This window comes from Streptomyces sp. NPDC039462, from assembly GCF_055639375.1.
Genome location: NZ_JBVKAO010000002.1, coordinates 315,259 through 337,633, shown reverse-complemented (window position 1 = coordinate 337,633; position 22,375 = coordinate 315,259). Strand labels below are relative to the sequence as shown.

The following is a 22,375-nucleotide window of genomic DNA, read 5'->3' as shown; positions in this document are numbered from 1 at the left end:
AACGGGTGTTGCGTGAAGAGAAACCGTCGCCTTGTTGAAAGGCGTGCGACGGTCGAGGGAAGAGTGACACCGGAGCGCCATCCCTGTCAGGACCGCGTCAATAGTTGGCCGGAAATAGTCCGTTGGCCGGTTGGAGAGGTTCGGTATGCGGTGCGGCGCCCTGGCCTCCGACGCCGGCGACCGACTCGCCTACGCGCCCATCTCGGTCGCGGCGCGGGCGTCCGGACCGTCACCCGGCTCCACGAGCCAGTAGCGGTACTCCCCGCTCCCGGTAATCCGCGGGCAGGGTGACCCCCAGAGCGGTCTCCGCCGTGTCCCAGGCGGGGGCGGGACTCGTGGTGGCGGGCGTCGGCAGCAGCCGGGTGAGGCGACTCAGGTCGGGGGTCACGGGCTCACCACGCTCTCCCGCCACGCTCGATGGAGTTCCGCGAACGAGCCCGTGCCCGCGATGAGGTCGTCGGGGCTGCCGTCCTCCACCACCCGGCCGTGTTCCATGACCAGCACCCGGTCCGCGATCTCCACCGTGGAGAGGCGGTGGGCGATCACCACGGCCGTGCGGCCGCGCAGCACCGTGTGCATGGCGTGCTGCACGGCCCGCTCGCCCGGGATGTCGAGCGAGCTGGTCGCCTCGTCGAGGATCAGCACCGCGGGGTCGGCGAGGAGCGCTCGCGCGAAGGCGACCAGTTGGCGCTGGCCCGCCGAGATGCGGCCGCCCCGCTTGCGTACGTCCGTGTCGTAGCCGTCGGGGAGCGAGGTGATGAAGTCATGGGCGCCGATGGCCTTCGCGGCGCGTTCGATGTCCGCGCGGGTGGCGTCCGGGCGGCCGATCGCGATGTTCTCCGCGACCGTCCCGGAGAACAGGAACGCCTCCTGGGTCACCATCACCACCCCGCGCCGCAGCTCGACGCCCGACAGCTCCCGCAGGTCGACGCCGTCGAGAAGGACGCGGCCCTCCGTCGGGTCGTAGAAGCGGGCGAGCAGCTTCGCCAGCGTGGACTTGCCCGCGCCGGTGGTGCCGACCACCGCGACGGTCTGCCCGGCGGGCAGCGTCAGGTCGAAGCGCGGCAGCACCTCGCCGCCCGTGCGGTACGCGAACCGCACCCCGTCGAACCGGACTTCGCGGCCCGGCTGGTCCGACTCCAGGACGGGCAGGGGACAGGTCGCCGAGGCCTCCGGTTCGGGCACCGTCGGCGTCTGGGCGAGCAGCCCCGCGATCTTCTCCAGGGAGGCGGCCGCCGACTGGTAGGAGTTCAGGAACATGCCGAGCCGGTCGATCGGGTCGTACAGGCGCCGCAGGTACAGTACGGCGGCTGCCAGCACGCCGAGCGCGAGCCCGCCGTCCGCGACGCGTTGGGCGCCCCACAGGACGATGCCGGCCACGGCCGTGTTCGCGACCAGCCGGGAGCCGACCACATAGCGGGCCATCTCCAGGATCGCGGCGCCGTTGGTCCGCTCGTGCCGCTGGTTGAGCACGGCGAACTCCGCGTCGTTGGCCCGCTCCCTGCGGAAGGCCCGCACCGGCCGGATGCCGTTCATCGTCTCCGCGAACTTCACGATGACGGCGGCGATGGCCGTCGAACGGTCGCGGAACAGTACCGCTGCACGCCGCTGGTACAGGCGTATGAGGAGGTACAGCGGCACGAACGACGCCACGGCCACCGCGCCGAGACCGAGATCCAGCCAGAGCAGCATCGCCGAGATGTAGACGAAGGACAGCAGGACCGTGAGCAGCTCCTGGAGGCCCTCGCTGAGCAGCTCGCGCAGTGACTCGACGTCGGTGGTGGAGCGGGAGATGAGCCTGCCCGAGGTGTACCGCTCGTGGAAGTCGACGCTGAGCGCCTGCGCGTGCCGGAAGATGCGGCCGCGCAGGTCGAGCAGTACGTCCTGGTTCACGCGCGCGGAGGCGACGATGAACGCGTACTGGAGGGCGCCGGAGGCGGCCGCGCAGCACAGATAGCCGACGCCCACCGCGATCAGCGGGCCGTAGTCGTCGGCACGCACGGCGGGCACGCCCCGGTCGATGGCGTACGCGACGAGCAGCGGCCCCGCCTGCACCACGGCCTGCTGGACGAGGAGCAGCACGGCGGCCAGCGTGACGCGGGCGCGCAGCGGTGACAGCAGGGAGAGGAGCAGGGTGCGGGTGGCGCCCGGCGGTGCGGGCAGCTCGTCCTTGTCGAAGGGGTCGTCCGCTCCGGCCGGGCCCGTCGCGAGATCCGGCTCCTCGGGGTCGGGACCCGCGGCCTTCTCCCGGACGGGCGTCGACGAGGTCATCGGGAAGCCTCCTGGGAGGGGTGGGGAGCGGTGGGGGTGGAGCAGGGGCCGGCGGTGGAGTCGGGGGCTTCGGCAATGGGGTCGGGGGCGTCGGCTCCCGACATCAGCCACGCGTACTCCGCGCTCTCCCGCAGCAGCTCCTGGTGCGTGCCGACGGCGGCGACGCGGCCGCCCGACAGCAGGGCGACCCGGTCGGCGAGCAGCACCGTGGAAGGGCGGTGGGCGACGATCAGCGCGGTCGTGTCCGCGAGGACCCGCCGCAGCGCCGCCTCCACCAGCGCCTCGGTGTGGACGTCGAGGGCGGAGAGCGGGTCGTCGAGGACCAGGAAGCGGGGGCGGCCCACCACCGCGCGGGCCAGGGCGAGGCGTTGGCGTTGGCCGCCGGAGAGGCTCAGGCCCTGCTCGCCGACCTGCGTGTCGGTGCCGTGCGGCAGCGCGTACGCGAAGTCGGCCTGCGCCACGTCCAGCGCGCGGACCAACTCGGCCTCACCGGCGGTCTTTTCGGCGCCCATGAGGACGTTCTCGCCGACCGTCGCGGAGAACAGTGTGGGCTCCTCGAAGGCGACGGCGACGAGCGTACGAAGGCGTTCGCGGTCCATCGCCGTGATGTCCTCGCCGTCCAGGGTGATGCGGCCGCCGGTCACCTCGTGCAGCCGGGGCACCAGCGCGGTCAGCGTCGTCTTGCCGCTGCCGGTCGCGCCGACGAGCGCCATCGTCTCGCCGGAGCGGATGTGCAGGTCGATACGGGCGAGGACGGGGGGCGCGTCCGGCGCCGCGTCGGGATAACGGAACTCCACACCGTGGAACCGCAGACCGTCTCCGTCCGCGGCAAGCACGTCGTGACCACCGTCGCCCGGCCCCAACGCCCCCTGAGGGGCCCCCGCCCCCTCCGGCTCCGCGTCCAGCACCTCGAAGTACCGCTGCGTGGCCGTCGCCGACTCCTGGCTCATCGCGAGCAGGAAACCGATCGACTCCACCGGCCACCGCAGCGCCAGCGCCGTCGACAGGAACGCGACCAGCGTGCCCGCCGACAGGCCGCCGTCCGCGACCCGCACCGTGCCGATCACCAGCGCCGCCCCGATCGCGACCTCCGGCAGCGTCATGATCACCGCGTAGATCGCGGCGAGGATCCGCGCCTTGGCCAGCTCCGTGCCGCGCAGCGTGTGCGAGAGCTCGCGGAACGCCCGCGCCTGGCTGCGGTGGCGGCCGAAGCCCTTGATGATGCGGATGCCGAGCACGCTCTCCTCGACGACCGTCGTCAGGTCACCGACCTGGTCCTGCGCGCGCCGCGCCACGGCGGTGTACCGCCCCTCGTAGTACGCGAGGGCGATCACCATCGGGGCCACGGGCGCGAGCAGCACAAGCCCGAGCGTGAAGTCCTGCCCGAGCAGGATGATCACGCCGACCACAATGGTCGCGCCGTTGACCAGCAGGAACGTCAGCGGGAAGGCGAGGAACATGCGCAGCAGCATCAGATCCGTCGTCCCGCGCGACAGGAGCTGGCCGGACGCCCACCGGTCGTGGAAGGCCACCGGCAGCCGCTGCAGATGGCGGTAGAGGTCGGCCCGCATGGCCGCCTCGACGCCCGCGAGGGGCCGGGCCACCAGCCACCTCCGCAGGCCGAACAGCAGCGCCTCCGTGACACCGAGCAGCAGGAGCAGCAGCGCCCCGAGCCACACCCCCGCCGAGTCCCGGTCGGCCACCGGACCGTCCACCATCCACTTCAGTACGAGGGGGAACACGAGCCCCGTACAGGAGGCGACGATCGCGACGACCGCCGCGACGGCGAGGCGAGTTCGCACCGGTCGCACGTACGGCCAGAGGCGCAACAGTGTCCGTACGGTGGACCGATCCTTGGCAGGGGCAGCTGATTTCGGCATCAGGAGCGAGCCTACGGATCGCCACTGACACAGCCCACCGAGTTTCGGACCGCGAAGGTGGACACACCGAGGCCATGGCCCCGGACGCACCGATGCCGCCGAACCCCTCAGGGCCCGGCGGCATCCTCTGTGGAGCAGGGGCCTACGCCTGCTGCCAGAGCGCCGGGGTGTTCGGCGGCTCCCAGCCGGGCTGGGCCTGGTGCGGCTGGAGGCAGCGGTACGTCGACCCGCCGTAGGTGACCGTGTCACCCGCCGCGTACACCTTGCCCGCGGCCCACGTGCCGCCCGGCTCGGGGTCGCCCGGGCCCGGGTCGCCGCCGCCGGTGGTCTTCAGCGTCAGGCCGAACTGCTGCAGCAGCGGGTTGATCGGCTGGTGGTACGTCGTGCCGCCGCTGCGGCAGTTGCCCGAGCCGCCCGAAGTGACCCCCTGCGCCTGGCTTCCCGATATGTAGGAGCCGCCCGAGTCGCCGGGCTCCGCGCAGACCGTCGTCCTGGTCACACCGCTGATGGTGCCCTCGGGGTAGGTGACACTGGTGTTGTGCTGCGAGATCGTGCCGCAGTGCCACCCCGTAGTGGAGCCGGACCGGCAGATCGACGCACCCACCGGGGACTGTGTGGAGCCCCCGACGCCGACCCGCTGGCCGCCTTGGCCCTTCACGTACGGGGTGGCGGTCCACTGGGCGTTCGTGGCGACCCAGGCCATGTCCCTGCCGGGGAAGATGGACGCCTGGAACGTGCCCTGGGCCACCCGGTTGTAGCCGGTGGTCGCCGTGCCCGCGCGCCCGCAGTGGCCCGCCGTGGCGAAGCCCTGCTGGGTGCCCTTGGTGATGGAGAAGCCGATGGAGCAGCGGCCGCCCATGTAGTACGGGTCGCCGCCCACGAGGTCGTACAGCGGCCGCGGCCGCTCCGCCGTCCTCGTCGTGCGTACGAGGGAGGGGTCGACGTCCGCGGCGGAGACGAGGGCCTTCGCGGCACGGGTCTTCACGGCACCCACCACGACGGCGTTGGACCGCACGTCGACGTACCAGACGGGGGCGTCGCGCGTCGCGACCTTCTTCGCCGCGCGGTCCAGCCTGGCCTTCGCCGCGTCCAGTTGGGCCAGCGAGTGCTCGACGACGCGGGCCTGCGCGCCCCGGGCCTCGATCACGGGGACGTCGGCGGCGTCCGTGGTGGCCACGGTGAGCTTCGCGGAGGTGGCGCCGTGCACCCAGGCGCCCGCGAAGTCACGGCCGAGCGCGTTCCGCAGACGTCCCGCGTCGGCGCCGGCCTCGGCCTCGTTGACCAGACGGGCTTCGGCCTGCGCCGACGTGAGGCCGAGGTCGCGCTGCATGGCCTTCAAGACTCCGGGAGAGGTCTTGTCGACGGCGGCGCTCTCGGCGGGGGAGAGCGTGGGGGCGGCGGGGGAGGCGGCCGCGGCGCCGGGCAGGCCGGCGAAGACGAGCGCACCGGCCGCGGTGACCGCGGCACAGGCGGCGGCGAGACGTCTGTGAGGGGTGGGGAGCATGCGGGGGACTCCTCGGTGTGCGAGGGATGAGCGGGGATCGCCCACACCGTAGAAGCCTCAACAGCCCGCCAATAGCTGTCACTCGACCCCCGTACCCGACGTTATGGAAGCGGCACGGACGGCCCTGGCCTCGGCGGCAGCGGCTCGGCGCGTCACTGCTGCGGCGGCGAAGGGGCCGCGAGCCACGCCGTGTAGCTGTCGCTGCGGGCGGCGGCCTCCGCGTGGGCCGCGCGGGCCAGGGCGAACACCGCCGCCGCCGTGTCGTGGGCCGGGGCCGCGGGGTGCCAGCCGAGCAGATGGCGCCAGTACAGCGGCGCCCCCGACAGCGGCCTCGTCACCAGCCCCGGGGTGGGCGGGAACGTCGCCCGGCACAGCCCCACCGCCCGCCCCACCTGCACCAGATGGACGCAGGACGCGACATCCGTCTCGTACACCCGCGACGGCGTGAACCCCGCCCGCGCGCACGCCGCGGAGAAGCAGTCCGCGAAACAGCCGTCGCCCGGCACGTCCGTCCACGCCTCGTCGGCGAGCCGCGCCAGGTCGATCTCCTGGTGGCCGGCCAGCGGGTGGCCGGTCGGCAGCATGACGAAGACCGGGTCGCGGGCCACCTCGCGCCACACAAGGAGGTCGCTCTGTGGCGGGGCGCTCGCCCCGCACGTGCCGACCAGCGCGAAGTCGAGTCGTCCTGCCGCCGTGCGCGACGCGATCTCGCGCTCCGACCAGGAGGTGTGGGTGGTCACCCGCACCCCCGGATACGCGGCGGCGAGCCGGTCCACCAGCGCGCCGAGCAGCGGCCCGTGGATGCCGCCGAGCCGGAACCCCGCCCCGCCCTCCCAGTCCCGCGCGAACCGCTGCGCCTCCTCCCGCAGCCCGGTCACCGCGGGCAGCACCACCCGGGCCCGCGCCAGCACGAACTCGCCGAGCGCGGTGGCCCGCACCCCGTGCCGCCCCCTCTCGAAGAGCTCACCGCCGAGGGCGCGCTCGATCCGCTTCAGCTGCGCGCTCAGAGCGGGCTGCGCGAGCCCCAGCGCGGTGGCGGCCTTGGTCAGGCTGCCCGCGTCGGCGATCGCCCGGATCGTCTTCAGGTGCCGCAACTCCAGGTCCATAAGCCGAGCTTGGGGTCCCCCGTGGGCCGGGGCAATACTCAGGTACGGACCAGAACTGACCATGTGCCCGTCAGCTGTCGGACACCCTCAGGAGCACCACCGACCGCTCCGCCACCGTCATCGCGTCCCCCGCCCGGTGCACGGTCCCGGGCGCGGCGGCCTGGTCCTCCAGGGACGTGTCCACCACGACCTCGTACGCCTCGGCCCACGGCGGCCCCGGCAGCACGAAGGGCGCCGGCTCCTGCGCCGCGTGCAGGACCGCGAGGAAACTGTCGTCGACGACCGGCGCGCCCCGGGCGTCGCGGCCGGGGATGTCGCGCCCCGACAGATACATGCCGAGCGTCGCCGTCGGCGCGTACCAGTCGGCCTCCGTCATCTCCGTGCCGCCCGCCGTGAACCACGCCAGGTCCCGCAGCCCGTCCGCCGAGTGGGCGCGCCCCGAGAAGAACGACCTGCGCCGCAGCACCGGATGGCGCAGCCGCAACTCGATCAGGCGCGCCGTCAGCGCGCACAGCTCCCGCCACCCCGGCTCCTCCCTCAGCCCCCAGTCGACCCAGCTGACCTCGTTGTCCTGGCAGTACGCGTTGTTCGAGCCGCGCTGCGTACGCCCCATCTCGTCCCCCGCGACCAGCATCGGCACCCCGGTCGAAAGGAGCAGCGTCGTCATCAGGTTGCGCAGCTGGCGCCGCCGCAGCGCCGTGATGTCCGCGTCGTCCGTCTCGCCCTCGGTGCCGCAGTTCCAGGAGCGGTTGTCGTCGGAGCCGTCCCGGTTCCCCTCGCCGTTGGCCTCGTTGTGCTTCCTCTCGTACGTCACGAGGTCCCGCAGCGTGAAACCGTCGTGCGCCGTCACGAAGTTCACCGACGCGTACGGCCTGCGCCCGCCCCACGCGTACAGATCGCTCGACCCCGATAGCCGGTACCCCAGATCGCGTACGTCCGGCAGCGCGCCCCGCCAGAAGTCCCGCACCGCGCCCCGGTAGCGGTCGTTCCACTCCGTCCACAGCGGGGGGAACGCCCCCACCTGATAGCCGCCCGAGCCCACGTCCCACGGCTCGGCGATCAGCTTCACGCGCCGGAGCACCGGATCCTGCGCGATCACCGCGAGGAACGGCGACAGCATGTCGACGTCGTGGAAGGAGCGCGCGAGCGCCGCCGCCAGATCGAAGCGGAAGCCGTCCACGCCCATCTCCGTCACCCAGTACCGCAGCGAGTCCGTGATGAGGCGCAGCACGTGCGGCTGGACGACCTGCAGCGTGTTCCCGCAGCCCGTGTAGTCCGCGTACCGCCGCGCGTCGCCCGGCTGCAGCCGGTAGTAGCCGCGGTTGTCGATGCCCTTCAGGGACAGCATCGGACCGAGCTCGCCCGCCTCCGCCGTGTGGTTGTAGACCACGTCCAGGATCACCTCGATCCCGGCCTCGTGCAGCGCCCGCACCATCCGCTTGAACTCGCCGACCTGCTGACCCGTCGTCCCCGACGCCGCGTACGCCGCGTGCGGGGCGAAGTAGCCGATCGAGTTGTAGCCCCAGTAGTTGCGAAGGCCCCGCCGCAGCAGATGGTCCTCGTGCGCGAACTGGTGCACCGGAAGGAGCTCGACGGCCGTCACCCCGAGACGTACGAGATGGTCGAGCGCGGCGGGGTGCGCGAGGCCCGCGTACGTACCCCGCAGCTCCTGCGGAACCCCCGGGTGCAGCTTCGTGAAGCCGCGCACGTGCAGTTCATAGATGACCGAGTCCGCCCACGGCGTCTTCGGGCGCCGGTCGTCCGCCCACTCGTCGTCCGGCGCGTCGTCGTGCACGACCACCCCCTTCGGGACGTACGGCGCCGAGTCCCTGTCGTCGCGGACCGTGTCCGCCACATGCTGCTGGGGCCAGTCCCGCACATGCCCGTACACCTCGGCGGGCAGCCGGCCGTAGTCGTTGCCCGGGCCGCCGTCCACCGCACGCGCGTACGGATCGAGAAGCAGCTTCGCCGGGTTCCAGCGGGCGCCCGTCCAGGGGTCCCAGCGGCCGTGCACGCGGTACCCGTACCGCTGACCGGGGCGTACGCCCGGCACGAAACCGTGCCAGATCTCGTGCGTCAGCTCGGTCAGCGGGCAGCGCGTCTCGACGGCCCTGCCGCCCTCCGAGTCGAACAGACACAGCTCCACCGCCTCCGCCCCGCCCGCCCACAGCGCGAAGTTGGTGCCCGCGACCCCGTCGGGGCCGACCCGGAAGCGGGCCCCGAGCGGCGTCGGCGCCCCCGGCCACACCGGCCGTGTGGGTGCGGCACGCGGCGTCGCCCGGCTGCTCCCGTTCACCGAGGGGGCGGGCCGCCCGGTCGTGCCGCGCCCCGTCGCCCGCCCCGCCCGCACTGCCTCCTGCACTGCCTCTTGCTCGGCTGCGCTCGACACCTGTCGGCCTCCCGGCGGCTCCGTCGGTCGACGCGCGAAGAAGGGCGTGCGGCGTCCCGGCCGCGGCTCCCCCCGCGTCGTCCCTTCCATGGTTCTGCCCACCGTGCGCGTCGCACTCACGTTTCCCCGGCAGGGGGACGGTCGTTGGGACCCACGTGAGACAGGATGCGAGGCGCGCACGGCGCGCAGGGGCCGTGCTGGCCGCGGTACTGACATGGGCGGGCCTGCTGGCCGGGGCGACGGGCTGCGCCACCGGGGGAGCCGACGGATTCATGGGGAAGCCGCGCTCGCCCGCGGACGCGATCCGGGTGTCACCGGGCGACAACAGCAAGGGGATCAAGCCGGACGAACGCATCGAGGTCACGGTGCCCAGCGGCCGCCTGGAGTCGGTGAAGGTGGTCCGGACGCAGGACGCGCAGAAGTTCGACGTGCCGGGCCGCATCGACGAGGACGGCATGACCTGGCGCCCCCTCGACGACGGCCCGCTCGCGCTCGCCGCCACGTACCAGGTCGACGCCGTCGCCCTGGACGGCCACGGCCGCCGCTCCGCCCGGCACACCACCTTCAGGACGTACGTCCCCGACGAGCGCTTCACCGGATACGTCGCGCCGGAGAACCGCTCCACCGTCGGCACCGGAATGATCGTCTCCCTGGAGTTCAACCGGGAGATCGAGAACCGCGCGGCCGTCCAGCGCGCCATCCACGTCACCGCGCGGCCGGCCGTCGAGATCCGCCCGCACTGGTTCGGCAAGACCCGCGTGGACTTCCGCCCCGAGAAGTACTGGAAGCCCGGCACCAAGGTCACCGTCGGCCTGCACCTGCGGGACGTCGAGGCCGCCCCCGGCGTCTACGGCCTCCAGGACAAGACCTTCACCTTCACGGTCGGCCGCCACCAGGTGTCCCTCGTCGACGCCCGCGAACACACCATGGAGGTACGCCGCGACGGCGAGCTGCTCTCCACCGTGCCGATCACCGCGGGCGCCCCCAAGACCACCACGTACAACGGAAAGATGGTGGTGACGGAGATGCTGGAGGTGACCCGCATGAACAGCCGCACCGTCGGCTTCGGCGGCGAGTACGACATCCCCGACGTGCCGCACGCCATCCGTCTGACGACCTCCGGCACCTTCCTGCACGGCAACTACTGGGCGCCGGACGCCCCCGGCAACACGAACGTGAGCCACGGCTGCGTCGGCCTGCGCGACGTGAAGGGCGGCAGCTCCAGCACCCCCGCCGGCTGGTTCTTCGACCGGACCCTCATCGGTGACGTCGTCGAGGTGGTCAACAGCGATGACAAGAAAGTCGCTCCCGACAACGGCCTCGGTGGCTGGAACATGGAGTGGAAGGACTGGGTGAAGAACAGCTGATCCCCCGGCCGGTCGCCCAGGTGACCGCCGGGTGACCGGCGGACGACCACCAGGTGATCATGGACCGCCCGCACCCCACGGGCAGTTGGAACGGAACGGTGACATTGGCGGGGAGTCATCGCCCGGAACCGTGTGGTTATCTATCGCTGGCGCGTGTCTGAAACGCGCAGGTGCACTGGGGTGCGGGCCTGGATCCAGGCCGTGCGAGGGGAGACGACATCTTGAACGGGCGACCGATATCGGGGACGTCGGTTGGCGCGCGGCTGCGCGCGCGGCGGCGGGGCGCCAGGGGACTGACGGCGGTGGTGTCGGGGGCGGCACTGCTGTTCGTCGCGGCATGCGGCGGGGGCGGCTCGGACTCGGGCGGCGACGGCAAGGACGAGGCGGACAAGAACGCCCCCTCGGCGGCCGTCGTGACGATAGCCCCGAAGAACGGTGCGAAGGCGGTCGCCACCAGCGGTGCCCTGAAGATAGGCGCCGAAAAGGGCAAGCTGTCCGAGGTCGAGGTCGAGGACAGCAAGGGCAATCCGGTGCCGGGCAAGATAACCGGGGGCGGCACCAGCTGGACGCCCGCGCACCACCTCGCGGCCGCCACGAAGTACAAGGTCCACGCCGTGGCGAAGGACTCCGAGGGCCGCGCCTCCGCCAAGGACACCTCCTTCACGACGCTGACCCCGAAGAACACCTTCATCGGCCAGTTCACTCCGGAGGACGGCTCGAAGGTCGGCGTCGGAATGCCGTTCTCGGTCAACTTCACGCGGGGCATCACCGACCCGGAGGCCGTCGAGAAGGCCATCGAGATCAAGACCGAGCCGTCCGTGCCGGTCGAGGGCCACTGGTTCGGCAACGACCGTCTCGACTTCCGCCCGGAGAAATACTGGAAGCCCGGCACGAAGGTCACCGTCAAGCTCAACCTCGACGGCGTCGAGGGCCGCCCGGGCGTCTACGGCAAGCAGGCCAAGACGCTGAGCTTCACCATCGGCCGCAGCCAGGTCTCCACCGTCGACGCCAAGACGCACCAGATGAAGGTCGTCCGCGACGGCAAGCAGATCAAGAAGATCCCGATCACCGCGGGCGCCCCCGGCACCACCACGTACAACGGCGAAATGGTCATCAGCGAGAAGCTCAAGGTGACCCGGATGAACGGCGAGACCGTCGGCTTCGGCGGCGAGTACGACATCAAGGACGTCCCGCACGCCATGCGCCTGTCGACCTCCGGCACGTTCATCCACGGCAACTACTGGGCGGGCGGCGTCTTCGGCAACACCAACGCCAGCCACGGCTGCATAGGCCTGAGCGACGTGCGCGGCGGCTACAGCAAGAAGACACCCGCCGGCTGGTTCTTCGAGAACTCGATGATCGGCGACGTCGTCGTCGTGAAGAACTCCGCCGACAAGAAGATCCAGCCGGAGAACGGCTACAACGGCTGGAACATGTCCTGGGAGAAGTGGAAGGCCTAGGCCCCCCGCTCCCGCTGAACACGAGGGCCCGGCGCACTGTGACCAAGTGCACCGGGCCCCTCGGCGTTAACCCCCGCTAACGTGCCTGTCATGACTGCACACCTCGAAGTCGCCGAAGGCGTCGGCACGATCCGGCTCGACCGCCCCCCGATGAACGCCCTGGACATCGCCACCCAGGACCGCCTCAAGGAGCTCGCCGAGGAGGCCACGCGGCGCGACGACGTACGCGCCGTGGTGATCTACGGCGGCGAGAAGGTCTTCGCGGCGGGCGCGGACATCAAGGAGATGCAGGCCATGGACCACGCGGCCATGGTCGTGCGCTCCGGCGCCCTCCAGGACTCCTTCACCGCCGTGGCCCGCATCCCCAAGCCCGTCGTCGCCGCCGTCACCGGCTACGCGCTGGGCGGCGGCTGCGAGCTGGCACTCTGCGCCGACTTCCGCATCGCCGCCGACAACGCGAAGCTCGGCCAGCCGGAGATCCTCCTCGGCCTCATCCCCGGCGCGGGCGGCACCCAGCGCCTGTCCCGCCTGGTCGGCCCGTCCAAGGCCAAGGACCTCATCTTCACCGGCCGCCACGTGAAGGCGGAGGAGGCGCTCACCATCGGCCTGGTGGACCGCGTCGTACCCGCCGCCGAGGTGTACGAGCAGGCGCACGCCTGGGCCGCGCGCCTCGCGCAGGGCCCGGCCATCGCGCTGCGCGCCGCCAAGGAGTCCATCGACGCGGGCCTGCAGACCGACATCGACACCGGCCTGGCCATCGAACGCACGTGGTTCGCGGCCCTATTCGCCACCGAGGACCGCGAGCGGGGCATGCGGAGCTTCGTCGAGGAGGGCCCTGGCAAGGCCAAGTTCGTCTGAACTCGGCCTCGTCATCGTTCAGTTGAACGTACGTCAGCGGCGGGGTCCCTCGAAGGAGCGGATTATGGACGGCTTAACGGAGCCTTAACCGCGAACACCCCGAAGCGGTAAGTGATCATGCGTAAGCGGGAAGTCATCGCAGGTCACAGTGGATTCGCAGCCACTTAACTGCCACTGGCATATGACAATCGGTCCCCCCGGAATGGATGGTTCCGGGGGGCTTATTCCGCCGGAACGGCCCCGCGGAGCGCTCTGGGCGGCCATGATGGGGGGCATGGCGGGGCTGGAGGGTGACGAACGGCCGCGGCGGCAGGGCAGTGCGACCGCGGCACGCTGGTCGCCGGCGGTAGAGGACGAACACGCGCTGAAAGCGCTCGAGTTGTTCGGTAATCCGACGGATGCGGAGGTCCCGCTGCCGTCGCGCCCGGAGTCCGCCGCCATCGCGCGCCGTCTCGCCCAGGTCGTCGTCCTGCGCCACTGGGGGCTCTCCCCGAAGCTCACCGAGGACGTCGTCCTCCTCGTCTCGGAACTCGTCGGGAACGCCGTGCGGCATACCGGCGCCCGCGTCTTCGGTCTCCGCATGCAGCGGCGGCGCGGCTGGATCCGCGTCGAGGTCCGCGACCCCTCGCGCGGGCTGCCCTGTCTGCTGCCCGTGCATGAGATGGACCTGAGCGGCCGCGGCCTCTTCCTCGTCGACAAGCTCTCCGACCGGTGGGGCGTGGATCTGCTGCCGCGCGGCAAGACGACGTGGTTCGAGATGCGGGCCGCCGACCGCTGATACGCGAAAGCCCCCGGTGGCCGTGGTCGGCGTGCTGGGGGCCTTCGTGAAGGGCCGTGGATGTATGGGGTGGGATCCACGACCGCTGATGACGACCTGAGCCCGGGTCAATGGGGGTCGTGTCTCCGACTATGGCAGATGGGCGCCAGTGAGCCAAAAGCCCTTACCGTCACTTATCGGGGCAAACCATGACAGTTTAGAGGTGAATCCTTGGTGAGATGGGACACCTGCCTGGTAAACGCTGGTTAAGCGGACGCTGTGACAGGCGATACGCAAGGCCCGGGGAAGTGCGGCCGGGCGGCGGACCCCCGACCCGTAACAGCCCCAAAGCGGCCAATCAGCATCTTTTCCCCGCTTTCCCCATTAAATGGTCGCGTGATCGAGACCGACCGCCGCAGCGTCCTGCGCGCGGGCACCCGCCTGGCCGCCGTGGGCGCGCTCACCGCCGGGTGCGCCGCGCCCGACCGCCCGCCCGCAGCCGACACCCCCCGCCCGGCCCGCCCCGCCCCGGCCGCCGCGCCCGCACCCCGCCGCCTCCCCGGCCTGCCCGCGCAGATCACCCACGGCCCCCGCACCCGCCCCCGGGTCGCCCTCACCTTCCACGGTCAGGGCGACCCCGCCATCGCGAAGACGCTGCTCGGCCAGGCGGAGGAGGCCGGCGCCAAGGTCACCGTGCTGGCCGTCGGCAGCTGGCTCGACGAGCACCCCGGCCTGGCCCGCCGCATCCTCGACGGCGGCCACGACCTGGGCAACCACACCCTCCGCCACCTGGACATCAACGCCATGTCCGAGGCCGACGCCTATGCCGAGATCACCGGCTGCGCGGACCGGCTGCGCCGCCTCACCGGCTCCATCGGCACCTGGTTCCGCCCCTCGCGCACCCGCACGGCGACCCCCCTCGTGGAGCGTCTCGCCCGCCGCGCGGGCTACCCGCACGTCCTGTCGTACGACGTCGACTCCCTCGACTTCACGTCGCCGGGCGCCCCGGCCGTCACCCGCGCGATCGCCGGGGAGGTCCGTGCGGGATCCGTCGTGAGCCTGCACTTCGGGTACGCGGACACGGTCGCCGCGCTGCCCGCCGTCCTGAAAGAACTGGAACGCCGCGGCCTGCGCGCGGTCACGACCACGGAGCTGCTGACCTGATGCCCCACAAGAACGCGACGCCCCAGAGGCACGCGACGCCCCACAAGAAGCTGAACCTGACCAAGCGCACCGCGGCCGTGCTCGCCGCCGGCGCCGTGTTCGCCGCCCTCGCGGGCTGCGGCAGCGACAAGCGGTCGGACGAAGCCATCGGTACCGACGGCGTCCGCAAGCCCGCGAAGCTCAAGGCCGCCCCCGGGCTGCCCGGCATGCCCCCGGTCCTCGACCCCAAGGACGCCTACGCCGCGGACCGGCCGAACGCCCTCCAGCCCGTCGCCAAGAAGTTCCTGGACCACGTCTACGTGCCGAACACCGAGTCCAACACGGTGTCGGTCATCGACCCCAAGAAGTACGAGGTCATCGAGACCATCGAGGTCGGCAACCAGCCGCAGCACGTCGTCCCCTCCTGGGACATGAAGACGCTCTGGGTCAACAACGACCTCGGCGACACCCTCACCGCCATCGACCCGGTGACGGGCAAGACGGGCCGCACGGTCGAGGTCTCGGACCCCTACAACCTCTACTTCACGCCGAACGGCAAGTACGCCGTCGTCATGGCCTCCATGGACCGCGAACTCGTCTTCCGCGACCCCGAGACCATGAAACGCGTCAAGACCGTCCCCGTCACCTGCGCCGGCGTCAACCACGCAGACTTCTCCATGGACGGCCGCTACTTCATCGTGTCCTGCGAGTTCTCCGGCGAACTCCTCAAGGTCGACACGGAGAAGATGAAGATCGTCGGCCAGCAGAAGATCCCCTTCAAGGGCGCCATGCCGCAGGACGTGAAGATGTCCCCCGACGGCAAGACCTTCTACATCGCCGACATGATGGCGCACGGCATGTGGGTCCTGGACGGCAAGAAGTTCACGACACCGAAGCTGCTGCGCACCGGCAAGGGCTGCCACGGCCTGTACGTCAGCCGCGACTCCAAGGAGATGTACATCTCCAACCGGGGCGAGGGCACGGTCTCCGTCTTCGACTTCCCGAAGAACAGGCTCACCAAGAAGTGGAAGCTCCCGGACGGCGGCAGCCCCGACATGGGCGGCGTCTCAGCGGACGGCAACACCCTCTGGCTGTCCGGGCGTTACGACTCCGAGGTGTACGCCATCGACACCCGCACCGGAGTCCAGGTGGCCCGCATCCCGGTCGGCGACGGCCCGCACGGGCTCGCGGTCTACCCGCAGCCCGGCCGGTACTCGCTCGGGCACACGGGGATCTTCCGTTGAACGATTGATGGTTGACGGTTGGCCGTAGCCGACAACGGGCACCAAACGGGCAGTTCGGAAATCTGCCTTCCCCCCACCGCCTGGAGGCGCCCGTGATCCGTGGCATCGATGTCAGCTCGCACCAGACGACCTTCAGTACGGACGGCCTCTCCTTCGTCATCATAAAGGCGACAGAGGGCCGTTCGTACGTCAATCCGAAGCTCTCCGCCCAGACGAAGCGCGCCCGCGACGCCGGCTGCGTCGTCGGCTACTACCACTTCCTGTGGCCGGGGAACATCAAGGCCCAGGCGGAGTATTTCGTGAGCAAGGCCCCTGAGGAAGCAGGGGATTTGCTGGCGGCGGACTGGGAGTGGACGGGCGACCGCACGCGTGCGACCAACGGGGAGAAGGACCGCTTCATCCGCGAGGTGAAGCGGCTCCGCCCGGACCACCGGGTGCTTCTCTACTGCAACCGCGACTTCTGGCTGAACCACGACACCACGTCCTACGCGGGCGACGGCCTGTGGATAGCCGACTACGTGAGGGCGGGCAAGCCCCGCATCCAGGCGAAGTGGAAGATCCACCAGTACACGTCGTCGCCGATAGACAAGAACGTGGCCGCCTTCGACACCGAGGACGAGCTGCGCGAGTGGGCCATGCCCCAGTAGGGGCAGGCCACGACTCCAGGTAAAGGCAGGCCCTAGGCGCGCCAGTCCGCCCCGCGCTCCGGCGACGCCGCGTCCAGGGCCTTGCGGATCTCGTCCACGCCACCGGTGTTGCCGTACACGGGAGTTCCGGGCTGCTGGCGCCACGACTCGTCCTGGCCGCCGTTGTCGACGGTGTCGAAGCCGAGTTCGTCGATGAGGTCGCGTACGACCTTCTTGGCGGCCTCGTCGTCGCCGGACACCGGCAGCGCGACCCGGCCGGGCGCGCCCTTCGGCAGGGGCTTGTCGAGGATGTCCTGGGCGTACGTGCCGTTGAACGCCTTGATGACGGGGTGGCCGATCTGCCGCTCCGTCCAGCGGCTCTCGGTGAGGCCGTCCTCGATCTCGGCGATCTTCCCGTCCCGCTGCTGCGGGTAGTAGTTGCCGGTGTCGATGACGGCCACGTGCTCGGCCGCGCCGTCGAGGAAGCCGGCGGGCAGATCGGGCACGGCCTTGAGCGGGACCGTCACGACGACGACCTCCGCGCCGAGCGCGGCCTCCTCGACGGTGACGGGCTTGGCCCCGGTCTCGTCGGCGAGAGCGGTCAGGGTGTGCGGGCCGCGGGAGTTCGCGACGGAGACGTCGTGGCCGAGGGCGGTGAGGCGGCGGGTGAGGTTGCCGCCGATGTTGCCCGCGCCGATGATGCCGATCTTCATGACTGCGCCTTCCGGAGATCCACTGTCGTAACGGAGGTAACCTCCGGATAGGCCGGGGTATTCCGCCCGCCGCCACGATTTCCCGACCGCGCCGCCCCCCCTGCTGCTACCTGCCGAGAGCGCGGAGCACGTCCTGCGTCTGCTTCTCGACGACAGGGACGAGGCCGGCGACGACGTCGGCCCCGTCATTGGTCACGTCGCCGACCGGTACGGGAGAGGAAGGGTTGGACTCCTGCGCCTGGGCGGCGCCGGAGAAGGACAGGGCGGCGCCGGTGAGGGCGACCGCGGCTAGTACGCGCTTGGTGTTGGTCATGGCCTGCCAACGATCTCCGTGGTCGCGGGTCACGCGGGGCGATCCACGGCGGCCGGCCGGATCGGTTTCCGTGAGCGGCGGACGGCCTCTAGCCGGCGCGCAGCAGGTCGAGTGTCGACTGGAGTTCCTGCTCGGCCACCAGGGCCGCCCCATCGGCGTCCCCCGACTCGACCGCGCGGACGAGCGCCGCGTGCGCGGCTTCGCCGTGGTTCTGCTCCTCGGCCCGTACGTCGGTGAGTTCGAGCAAGTCGATCAGGCCCTGGCGGAGTGCGGGGGTGAACTCCGCGAAGAGGTCCGTCAGGACGGGGTTGTGCGCCGCCGCCACGACCGCCGCGTGCAGGGCGATGTCGGCGTCCACGAACTCCGGGTCGGCCGCGGCGGCCGCCGCCTTGCGGCCGGCGAGCGCGGCCGACATCGCCGCGATGTCCTCGTCGGTGCGGCGCAGCGCCGCGATCCTGGCCGCCTGCACCTCCATCAGCATCCGCACCTCGTACACGTCCGTGACCGCCGCACGCCGCAGCCGGGTGGGCCAGTCCGCGACCGGTTCCGTCGCGATCACGAAGACTCCGGCGCCCTGGCGCGGCTGTACGAGACCGGCGCCGGCGAGGGCGCGCAGGGCCTCGCGGAGGGTGGAGCGGCCCACGCCCAGCTCCTTCGCGAGGGTCGTCTCGCCGGGGAGCCTGGTGCCGACGGGCCAGGCGCCGCCGGTGATCTGTGCGCGCAGCCGGGCGGCGGCCTGCTCTACGAGGGGGCTGGGGCGTACGGAGCCGAGCGGCATGGGGGGCCGGGTGCCTTTCTGCGGGCCGGGAGACCGGGACAGGTACTTGTCTGAGGAGTACTTGTCTGAGGAGCTGACGTGTGGCTAGTGTAGCGCCGTGATCTTCCGCGGGCTCCTTCTTCTCGGCTGCCGCGGCGGGGCCTGAAGCGACCGGCACCCCGCCGCGGGGTGCCGTGCTGCCGGTCTTCCCACGACCGAGCCCAGGAGCAGACTCCGTGACCACGCCCACGTACGCCACCCACTCCGCGTACGGCACCCACCCCACGTACGACTGGAATCCGCAGCGCCCCAGTCCCATGCCGCACCACCGCTACCGGCCCCACCAGCGGCGCGTCGACGTCCCCGCCCTGGAGCGGAGCTGGCCGAGTGCCCGGATCGAGCGGGCGCCGCTGTGGGTGCCCGTCGACCTGCGGGACGGGAACCAGGCGCTCGCCGAGCCCATGGACACCGACCGCAAACGGCGCTTCTTCGACCTGCTGGTGTCGATGGGGTTCAAGGAGATCGAGGTCGGCTACCCGTCGGCCAGCAGGACGGACTTCGAGTTCGTCCGGCACCTCGCCGAGCTGAGCGCGCGCGGCGGTGGCGAGCTGCCCGACGACGTGACCGTCGTCGTGTTCACGCCCGCCAGGCCCGAGCTGATCGACCGCACCTTCGAGTCGATCGAGGGGCTGCCGCGCGCCGTCGTGCACCTGTACATCCCCACCTCGCCCGTCTGGCGCGACGTCGTCCTCGGGCGGTCGCGCGACGAGGTGTACGGCGTCGTGAAGGAGGCCGCCGCGCACATGGCGCGGCTCGCCGACGCGCGGCCGCACGCCGACATCCGCTTCCAGTTCGCGCCGGAGACCTTCAACCTCACCGAGCCCGATTTCGTCCTCGAGGTCTGCGACGGCCTCACCGAGCTGTGGGACGCGAGCCCCGACCGGCCTGTCACGCACAACCTGCCGGCGACCGTGGAGATCGCGACCCCGAACGTGTACGCCGACCAGATCGAGTACATGCACCGGCACCTGGCGCGCCGCGACTCCGTCATCCTCTCCGTCCACCCGCACAACGACCGCGGCACCGGCGTCGCCTGCGCCGAGCTCGCCGTCCTCGCCGGGGCCCAGCGCGTCGAGGGCTGCCTCTTCGGCAACGGGGAGCGGACCGGCAACGTCGACCTGGTCACCCTCGCCCTGAACCTCTACGCCCAGGGCGTCGACCCCATGGTCGACTTCTCCGACATCGACGCCGTCCGCGACGTCGTCGAGCACTGCAACCGGCTGCCCGTGCACCCCCGCCACCCCTACGCGGGCGACCTCGTGCACACCGCGTTCTCCGGCACCCACCAGGACGCCATCAGCAAGGGGTTCGCCGAACACGCCCGGCGGGCCGCCGAGTTGGGCGTGCCGGAGCGCGAGGCGCCGTGGGACGTCCCGTATCTGCCCATCGACCCCGCCGACATCGGCCGCACCTACGAGGCCGTCATCCGCGTCAACTCCCAGTCGGGGAAGGGCGGCATGGCGTATCTGCTGCAGACCCGGCACGGCCTCGACCTGCCGCAGGCCATGCGGCCCGACTTCTCGCGCGTCGTGCAGGAGGCCACCGACGACAGCGGGCAGGAGGCGACGGCGAAGGAGCTGTACGAGCTGTTCCGCGCGACCTATGTCGCGCCGGGCCTCGACGGCGAGGTGGCGCTGAGCTCGTGGACCACCGACCGGGCACCGGACGGCGCGCACCGTTTCGTCTGCACCCTCCAAGTGGGGGATCGGGCCGGTGACTTCGAGGGCGTGGGCAACGGTCCGCTGTCCGCCTTCGTCGACGCGCTGGCCGCCGCCGGGATCACCGTCGGCATCCTCGACTACGCCGAGCACGCCGTCACGGAGGGCGGGGGCAGCGAGGCCGTCGCGTATGTGCGGTGCCGGATCGGGGGCGTCGAGTGCTGGGGCGCGGGCCTGGACACGTCGGTCCTGACCGCTTCCGTGCAGGCCGTGCTCGCCGCCGTGAACCGGGCGGGGGCGGCGCGGTGACCGCACCGGTTCCTGTCCTGTGTGCGGATCACGTCACCGTGGTCCGTGAAGGGCGGCCCATCCTCGACGGGGTCGGCCTCACCGTCCGCCCCGGCGAGCACTGGGCGCTGCTCGGCCCCAACGGCGCGGGCAAGTCGACCCTGCTCAGTCTCTGCGGCGCCGTCACCCACCCCACGCACGGCACGGTCGAGGTGCTCGGCCGCCGCCTCGGCAGCGTCGACCTGCGCGAGCTGCGGGCGTACGTCGGTCATGTGAACCCGCGCCACCCGCTGCGCTCACCGCTGCCGGTGCGCGACGTCGTCCTGACCGGGCTCACCAACAGCATCGAGCCCGTGCCCCGCCGCCGCCCCACACCGGAGCAGGAGGAACAGGCCGACCACCTGATCGAGCTGCTGGGTCTCGCCCACCGTGCGGACGCGCGCTGGCCCACGCTGTCCCAGGGGGAGCGCGGCCGCACGCTGATCGCGCGCTCCCTGATGCCGAGGCCCCGCCTCGTCCTGCTCGACGAGCCGGCCACGGGCCTCGACCTCGCCGGGCGCGAGCGTCTCCTCGGCAGCCTGGACACCCTGCGCGAGGCCCACCCGGAACTGGCGACCGTGCTGGTCACGCACCACCTGGAGGAGCTGCCCGCCGGGACGACGCACGCGCTGCTCCTGCGCGACGGGCGCGCGCTCGCCTCCGGCACAGTCGACGACGTACTCACGAGCGACCAGGTCGGCAAGTGCTTCGACCATCCGGTGCGGCTGGAGCGCACGGACGGCCGCTGGAGCGTGCGCACGCGCCGCTGAGGACGGGAGGACGTGAGGGGGCCCGGCGCATCAGATGCGCCGGGCCCCCTCCGCTGCCCTGCTTCTTCGGGCTCTACTGCTTGTTCAGGCTCGCCCAGAACTCGTCGAACGAGAGACGCTTGTCCGCGTTGGTGTCCTTCGTGCCGATCACGGCCTCGGCCACCGTCTCGGTCACGTAGAAGTCGCCCATCTTGGCCATGGCGCTCTTCCACTCGGCCGCCGTTATGAAGCCGTCGCCGTCCGCGTCGAACTGCTCGAACGTCTTGCGCGCTTCCTCGATGTCCGCCACCGGATCCACCCCTTCTTGGTGCACTACTGACGGGGGTCAGGGTAACGGCCGCCCCTGGGACCGGATGACAAGGAGTACCTTCATGGCCAGCGCTTCCGACGCCCTCGGGGACATCCTCGACGCGGCGGCCCGCGGCAGCTTCCCGCCACCGGACGGCACCGTCACCGTCGTGCCGCAGCCGGGCCACCGCGACGCGGGCGTGATCGCCTTCACGGCGCACTCCGTCGTCTTCACGGACGAGGACCCGCGGTGGGTGCGGGACACACTCGCCTCGCTCGACTGCGACCCGCTGGCCGTCACCATGAGCGCCCGGTTCCACAGCGCTCTCCTCGACCGCACGGGACGCCTGACGGACACCATCGACCTGCTGACCGTCGCCGCCGCCCTGCCCGGCGCCCCCGACCCGCGCCTGGGGCTGCGCGAGCTCGACGACCGGGACCACCCCCGTGTCGCCCGGGCCCGCAAGCGCCGCGACGACGTGCGGGTGTGGTCGGCCGCGGCCGGCGGTGTGCTGGTCATCGGGCGGGGCGTCGCGGGGCGGTGGGAGACGGCGGTCGAGGTCGAGGAGGGCGCACGCCACCGGGGGCTCGGCCGCGCCCTCGCGGGTGCGGCCCGGCATCTCGTACCGGAAGGGGACGTGGTGTGGGCACAGCAGACACCGGGCAACGCCCGGAGCGTGCGGGCCTTCCAGGCGGCGGGGTACCGGCCTGTGGGATCGGAGGCGCTGTTCTTCGCGGGGTGAGCCGCCGTCGTTCTCGAAATGAGACCTTTGCTCGTTTCTTGTTCACGAACTGAGATCCGTGTCCGCGTCCTGCGCGGGACGGGTGAGGTAGAACGTCACCGAGGGGGCCGTGTGTCCCCGTGAGGGGGACGTGGTGGAGAA

At 71.6% G+C, this 22,375-nt stretch carries 19 protein-coding genes; 10 read left to right on the top strand and 9 right to left on the bottom strand.

Annotated features, from left to right (window positions below):
• Positions 1-384: 384 nt before the first annotated feature.
• The 5 genes from ACZ7LU_RS12250 to glgX all read right to left on the bottom strand — a co-directional run bounded on the left by ACZ7LU_RS12250 (position 385) and on the right by glgX (position 9,150).
• Complete coding sequence (locus tag ACZ7LU_RS12250) at positions 385-2,271, bottom strand: ABC transporter ATP-binding protein (RefSeq protein ID WP_471916653.1); 1,887 nt, start codon at positions 2,269-2,271, stop codon at positions 385-387.
• Positions 2,268-4,151 (bottom strand): ABC transporter ATP-binding protein, encoded by a 1,884-nt coding sequence (locus ACZ7LU_RS12245; RefSeq protein ID WP_471916652.1) that lies wholly within the window; start codon positions 4,149-4,151, stop codon positions 2,268-2,270. Before ACZ7LU_RS12245 ends, ACZ7LU_RS12250 begins: the two co-directional genes overlap by 4 nt.
• Before the next feature lie 142 nt (positions 4,152-4,293).
• Positions 4,294-5,655, bottom strand: coding sequence for a carbohydrate-binding protein (locus tag ACZ7LU_RS12240; protein WP_471916651.1), 1,362 nt, complete (start codon positions 5,653-5,655; stop codon positions 4,294-4,296).
• A gap of 152 nt (positions 5,656-5,807) precedes the next feature.
• Positions 5,808-6,761: a LysR family transcriptional regulator gene (locus tag ACZ7LU_RS12235; protein WP_468313469.1), complete on the bottom strand. Its 954-nt coding sequence runs from the start codon at positions 6,759-6,761 to the stop codon at positions 5,808-5,810.
• Positions 6,762-6,831: 70 nt separating this feature from the next.
• Positions 6,832-9,150: a glycogen debranching protein GlgX gene (gene glgX, locus ACZ7LU_RS12230; RefSeq protein WP_471916650.1), complete on the bottom strand. Its 2,319-nt coding sequence runs from the start codon at positions 9,148-9,150 to the stop codon at positions 6,832-6,834.
• A gap of 197 nt (positions 9,151-9,347) precedes the next feature.
• Between glgX and ACZ7LU_RS12225 the strand changes: the two genes are divergently transcribed.
• From ACZ7LU_RS12225 to ACZ7LU_RS12195, 7 genes are all read left to right on the top strand, one after another.
• The gene (locus ACZ7LU_RS12225) at positions 9,348-10,517 is read left to right on the top strand and encodes a L,D-transpeptidase (RefSeq protein ID WP_470985405.1); all 1,170 of its coding nucleotides are present in this window, start codon (positions 9,348-9,350) and stop codon (positions 10,515-10,517) included.
• A gap of 221 nt (positions 10,518-10,738) precedes the next feature.
• Positions 10,739-11,977, top strand: coding sequence for a L,D-transpeptidase (locus ACZ7LU_RS12220; protein ID WP_398308970.1), 1,239 nt, complete (start codon positions 10,739-10,741; stop codon positions 11,975-11,977).
• A gap of 90 nt (positions 11,978-12,067) precedes the next feature.
• Positions 12,068-12,835: an enoyl-CoA hydratase/isomerase family protein gene (locus ACZ7LU_RS12215; RefSeq protein WP_468337784.1), complete on the top strand. Its 768-nt coding sequence runs from the start codon at positions 12,068-12,070 to the stop codon at positions 12,833-12,835.
• Between the two features lie 274 nt (positions 12,836-13,109).
• Positions 13,110-13,613 (top strand): ATP-binding protein, encoded by a 504-nt coding sequence (locus ACZ7LU_RS12210; RefSeq protein WP_398308964.1) that lies wholly within the window; start codon positions 13,110-13,112, stop codon positions 13,611-13,613.
• A 375-nt stretch (positions 13,614-13,988) separates the two neighbouring features.
• Positions 13,989-14,756, top strand: coding sequence for a polysaccharide deacetylase family protein (locus tag ACZ7LU_RS12205; RefSeq protein ID WP_471916649.1), 768 nt, complete (start codon positions 13,989-13,991; stop codon positions 14,754-14,756).
• Positions 14,756-15,979, top strand: a complete 1,224-nt coding sequence (locus ACZ7LU_RS12200; RefSeq protein WP_471916648.1) for a YVTN family beta-propeller repeat protein — start codon at positions 14,756-14,758, stop codon at positions 15,977-15,979. The genes ACZ7LU_RS12205 and ACZ7LU_RS12200 overlap by 1 nt, the downstream gene beginning before the upstream one ends.
• Before the next feature lie 92 nt (positions 15,980-16,071).
• Positions 16,072-16,626 carry a glycoside hydrolase family 25 protein gene (locus ACZ7LU_RS12195; protein ID WP_468089558.1) on the top strand — a complete coding sequence of 185 codons (555 nt, stop codon included), beginning with the start codon at positions 16,072-16,074 and terminating at the stop codon, positions 16,624-16,626.
• 32 nt (positions 16,627-16,658) lie between these two features.
• Here the strand turns inward: ACZ7LU_RS12195 and ACZ7LU_RS12190 are convergent, their stop codons facing one another.
• The 3 genes from ACZ7LU_RS12190 to ACZ7LU_RS12180 form a co-directional block, all read right to left on the bottom strand.
• Complete coding sequence (locus ACZ7LU_RS12190) at positions 16,659-17,318, bottom strand: NADPH-dependent F420 reductase (RefSeq protein ID WP_398308952.1); 660 nt, start codon at positions 17,316-17,318, stop codon at positions 16,659-16,661.
• A gap of 106 nt (positions 17,319-17,424) precedes the next feature.
• Positions 17,425-17,631: a hypothetical protein gene (locus ACZ7LU_RS12185; protein ID WP_468717995.1), complete on the bottom strand. Its 207-nt coding sequence runs from the start codon at positions 17,629-17,631 to the stop codon at positions 17,425-17,427.
• Positions 17,632-17,719: 88 nt separating this feature from the next.
• On the bottom strand, positions 17,720-18,409 hold the full coding sequence (locus ACZ7LU_RS12180; protein ID WP_398308946.1) for a FadR/GntR family transcriptional regulator: 690 nt from the start codon (positions 18,407-18,409) through the stop codon (positions 17,720-17,722).
• Positions 18,410-18,705: 296 nt separating this feature from the next.
• On the opposite strand from ACZ7LU_RS12180, the gene leuA reads away from it, so the two are divergent.
• A complete protein-coding gene (gene leuA / locus ACZ7LU_RS12175; RefSeq protein WP_471917062.1) occupies positions 18,706-20,415 on the top strand; it encodes a 2-isopropylmalate synthase in 1,710 nt (569 codons plus the stop codon).
• Between the two features lie 38 nt (positions 20,416-20,453).
• The gene (locus tag ACZ7LU_RS12170; protein ID WP_471916647.1) at positions 20,454-21,203 is read left to right on the top strand and encodes an ABC transporter ATP-binding protein; all 750 of its coding nucleotides are present in this window, start codon (positions 20,454-20,456) and stop codon (positions 21,201-21,203) included.
• Between the two features lie 73 nt (positions 21,204-21,276).
• On the opposite strand, the gene ACZ7LU_RS12165 is transcribed toward ACZ7LU_RS12170, so the two are convergent.
• Positions 21,277-21,492: an EF-hand domain-containing protein gene (locus tag ACZ7LU_RS12165; RefSeq protein ID WP_468089552.1), complete on the bottom strand. Its 216-nt coding sequence runs from the start codon at positions 21,490-21,492 to the stop codon at positions 21,277-21,279.
• An 82-nt stretch (positions 21,493-21,574) separates the two neighbouring features.
• Between ACZ7LU_RS12165 and ACZ7LU_RS12160 the strand changes: the two genes are divergently transcribed.
• Complete coding sequence (locus tag ACZ7LU_RS12160; protein WP_471916646.1) at positions 21,575-22,234, top strand: GNAT family protein; 660 nt, start codon at positions 21,575-21,577, stop codon at positions 22,232-22,234.
• Positions 22,235-22,375 lie beyond the last annotated feature (141 nt).

Bases quoted from the DNA above. Each gene is read 5' to 3' on its own strand.
- ACZ7LU_RS12180 (WP_398308946.1), bottom strand. From the start codon at position 18,409: ATGCCGCTCGGCTCCGTACGCCCCAGCCCCCTCGTAGAGCAGGCCGCC.
- ACZ7LU_RS12235 (WP_468313469.1), bottom strand. From the start codon at position 6,761: ATGGACCTGGAGTTGCGGCACCTGAAGACGATCCGGGCGATCGCCGAC.
- ACZ7LU_RS12250 (WP_471916653.1), bottom strand. From the start codon at position 2,271: ATGACCTCGTCGACGCCCGTCCGGGAGAAGGCCGCGGGTCCCGACCCC.
- ACZ7LU_RS12210 (WP_398308964.1), top strand. From the start codon at position 13,110: ATGGCGGGGCTGGAGGGTGACGAACGGCCGCGGCGGCAGGGCAGTGCG.
- ACZ7LU_RS12200 (WP_471916648.1), top strand. From the start codon at position 14,756: ATGCCCCACAAGAACGCGACGCCCCAGAGGCACGCGACGCCCCACAAG.
- ACZ7LU_RS12240 (WP_471916651.1), bottom strand. From the start codon at position 5,655: ATGCTCCCCACCCCTCACAGACGTCTCGCCGCCGCCTGTGCCGCGGTC.
- ACZ7LU_RS12185 (WP_468717995.1), bottom strand. From the start codon at position 17,631: ATGACCAACACCAAGCGCGTACTAGCCGCGGTCGCCCTCACCGGCGCC.
- leuA (WP_471917062.1), top strand. From the start codon at position 18,706: ATGCCGCACCACCGCTACCGGCCCCACCAGCGGCGCGTCGACGTCCCC.
- ACZ7LU_RS12160 (WP_471916646.1), top strand. From the start codon at position 21,575: ATGGCCAGCGCTTCCGACGCCCTCGGGGACATCCTCGACGCGGCGGCC.
- ACZ7LU_RS12215 (WP_468337784.1), top strand. From the start codon at position 12,068: ATGACTGCACACCTCGAAGTCGCCGAAGGCGTCGGCACGATCCGGCTC.
- ACZ7LU_RS12245 (WP_471916652.1), bottom strand. From the start codon at position 4,151: ATGCCGAAATCAGCTGCCCCTGCCAAGGATCGGTCCACCGTACGGACA.
- ACZ7LU_RS12190 (WP_398308952.1), bottom strand. From the start codon at position 17,318: ATGAAGATCGGCATCATCGGCGCGGGCAACATCGGCGGCAACCTCACC.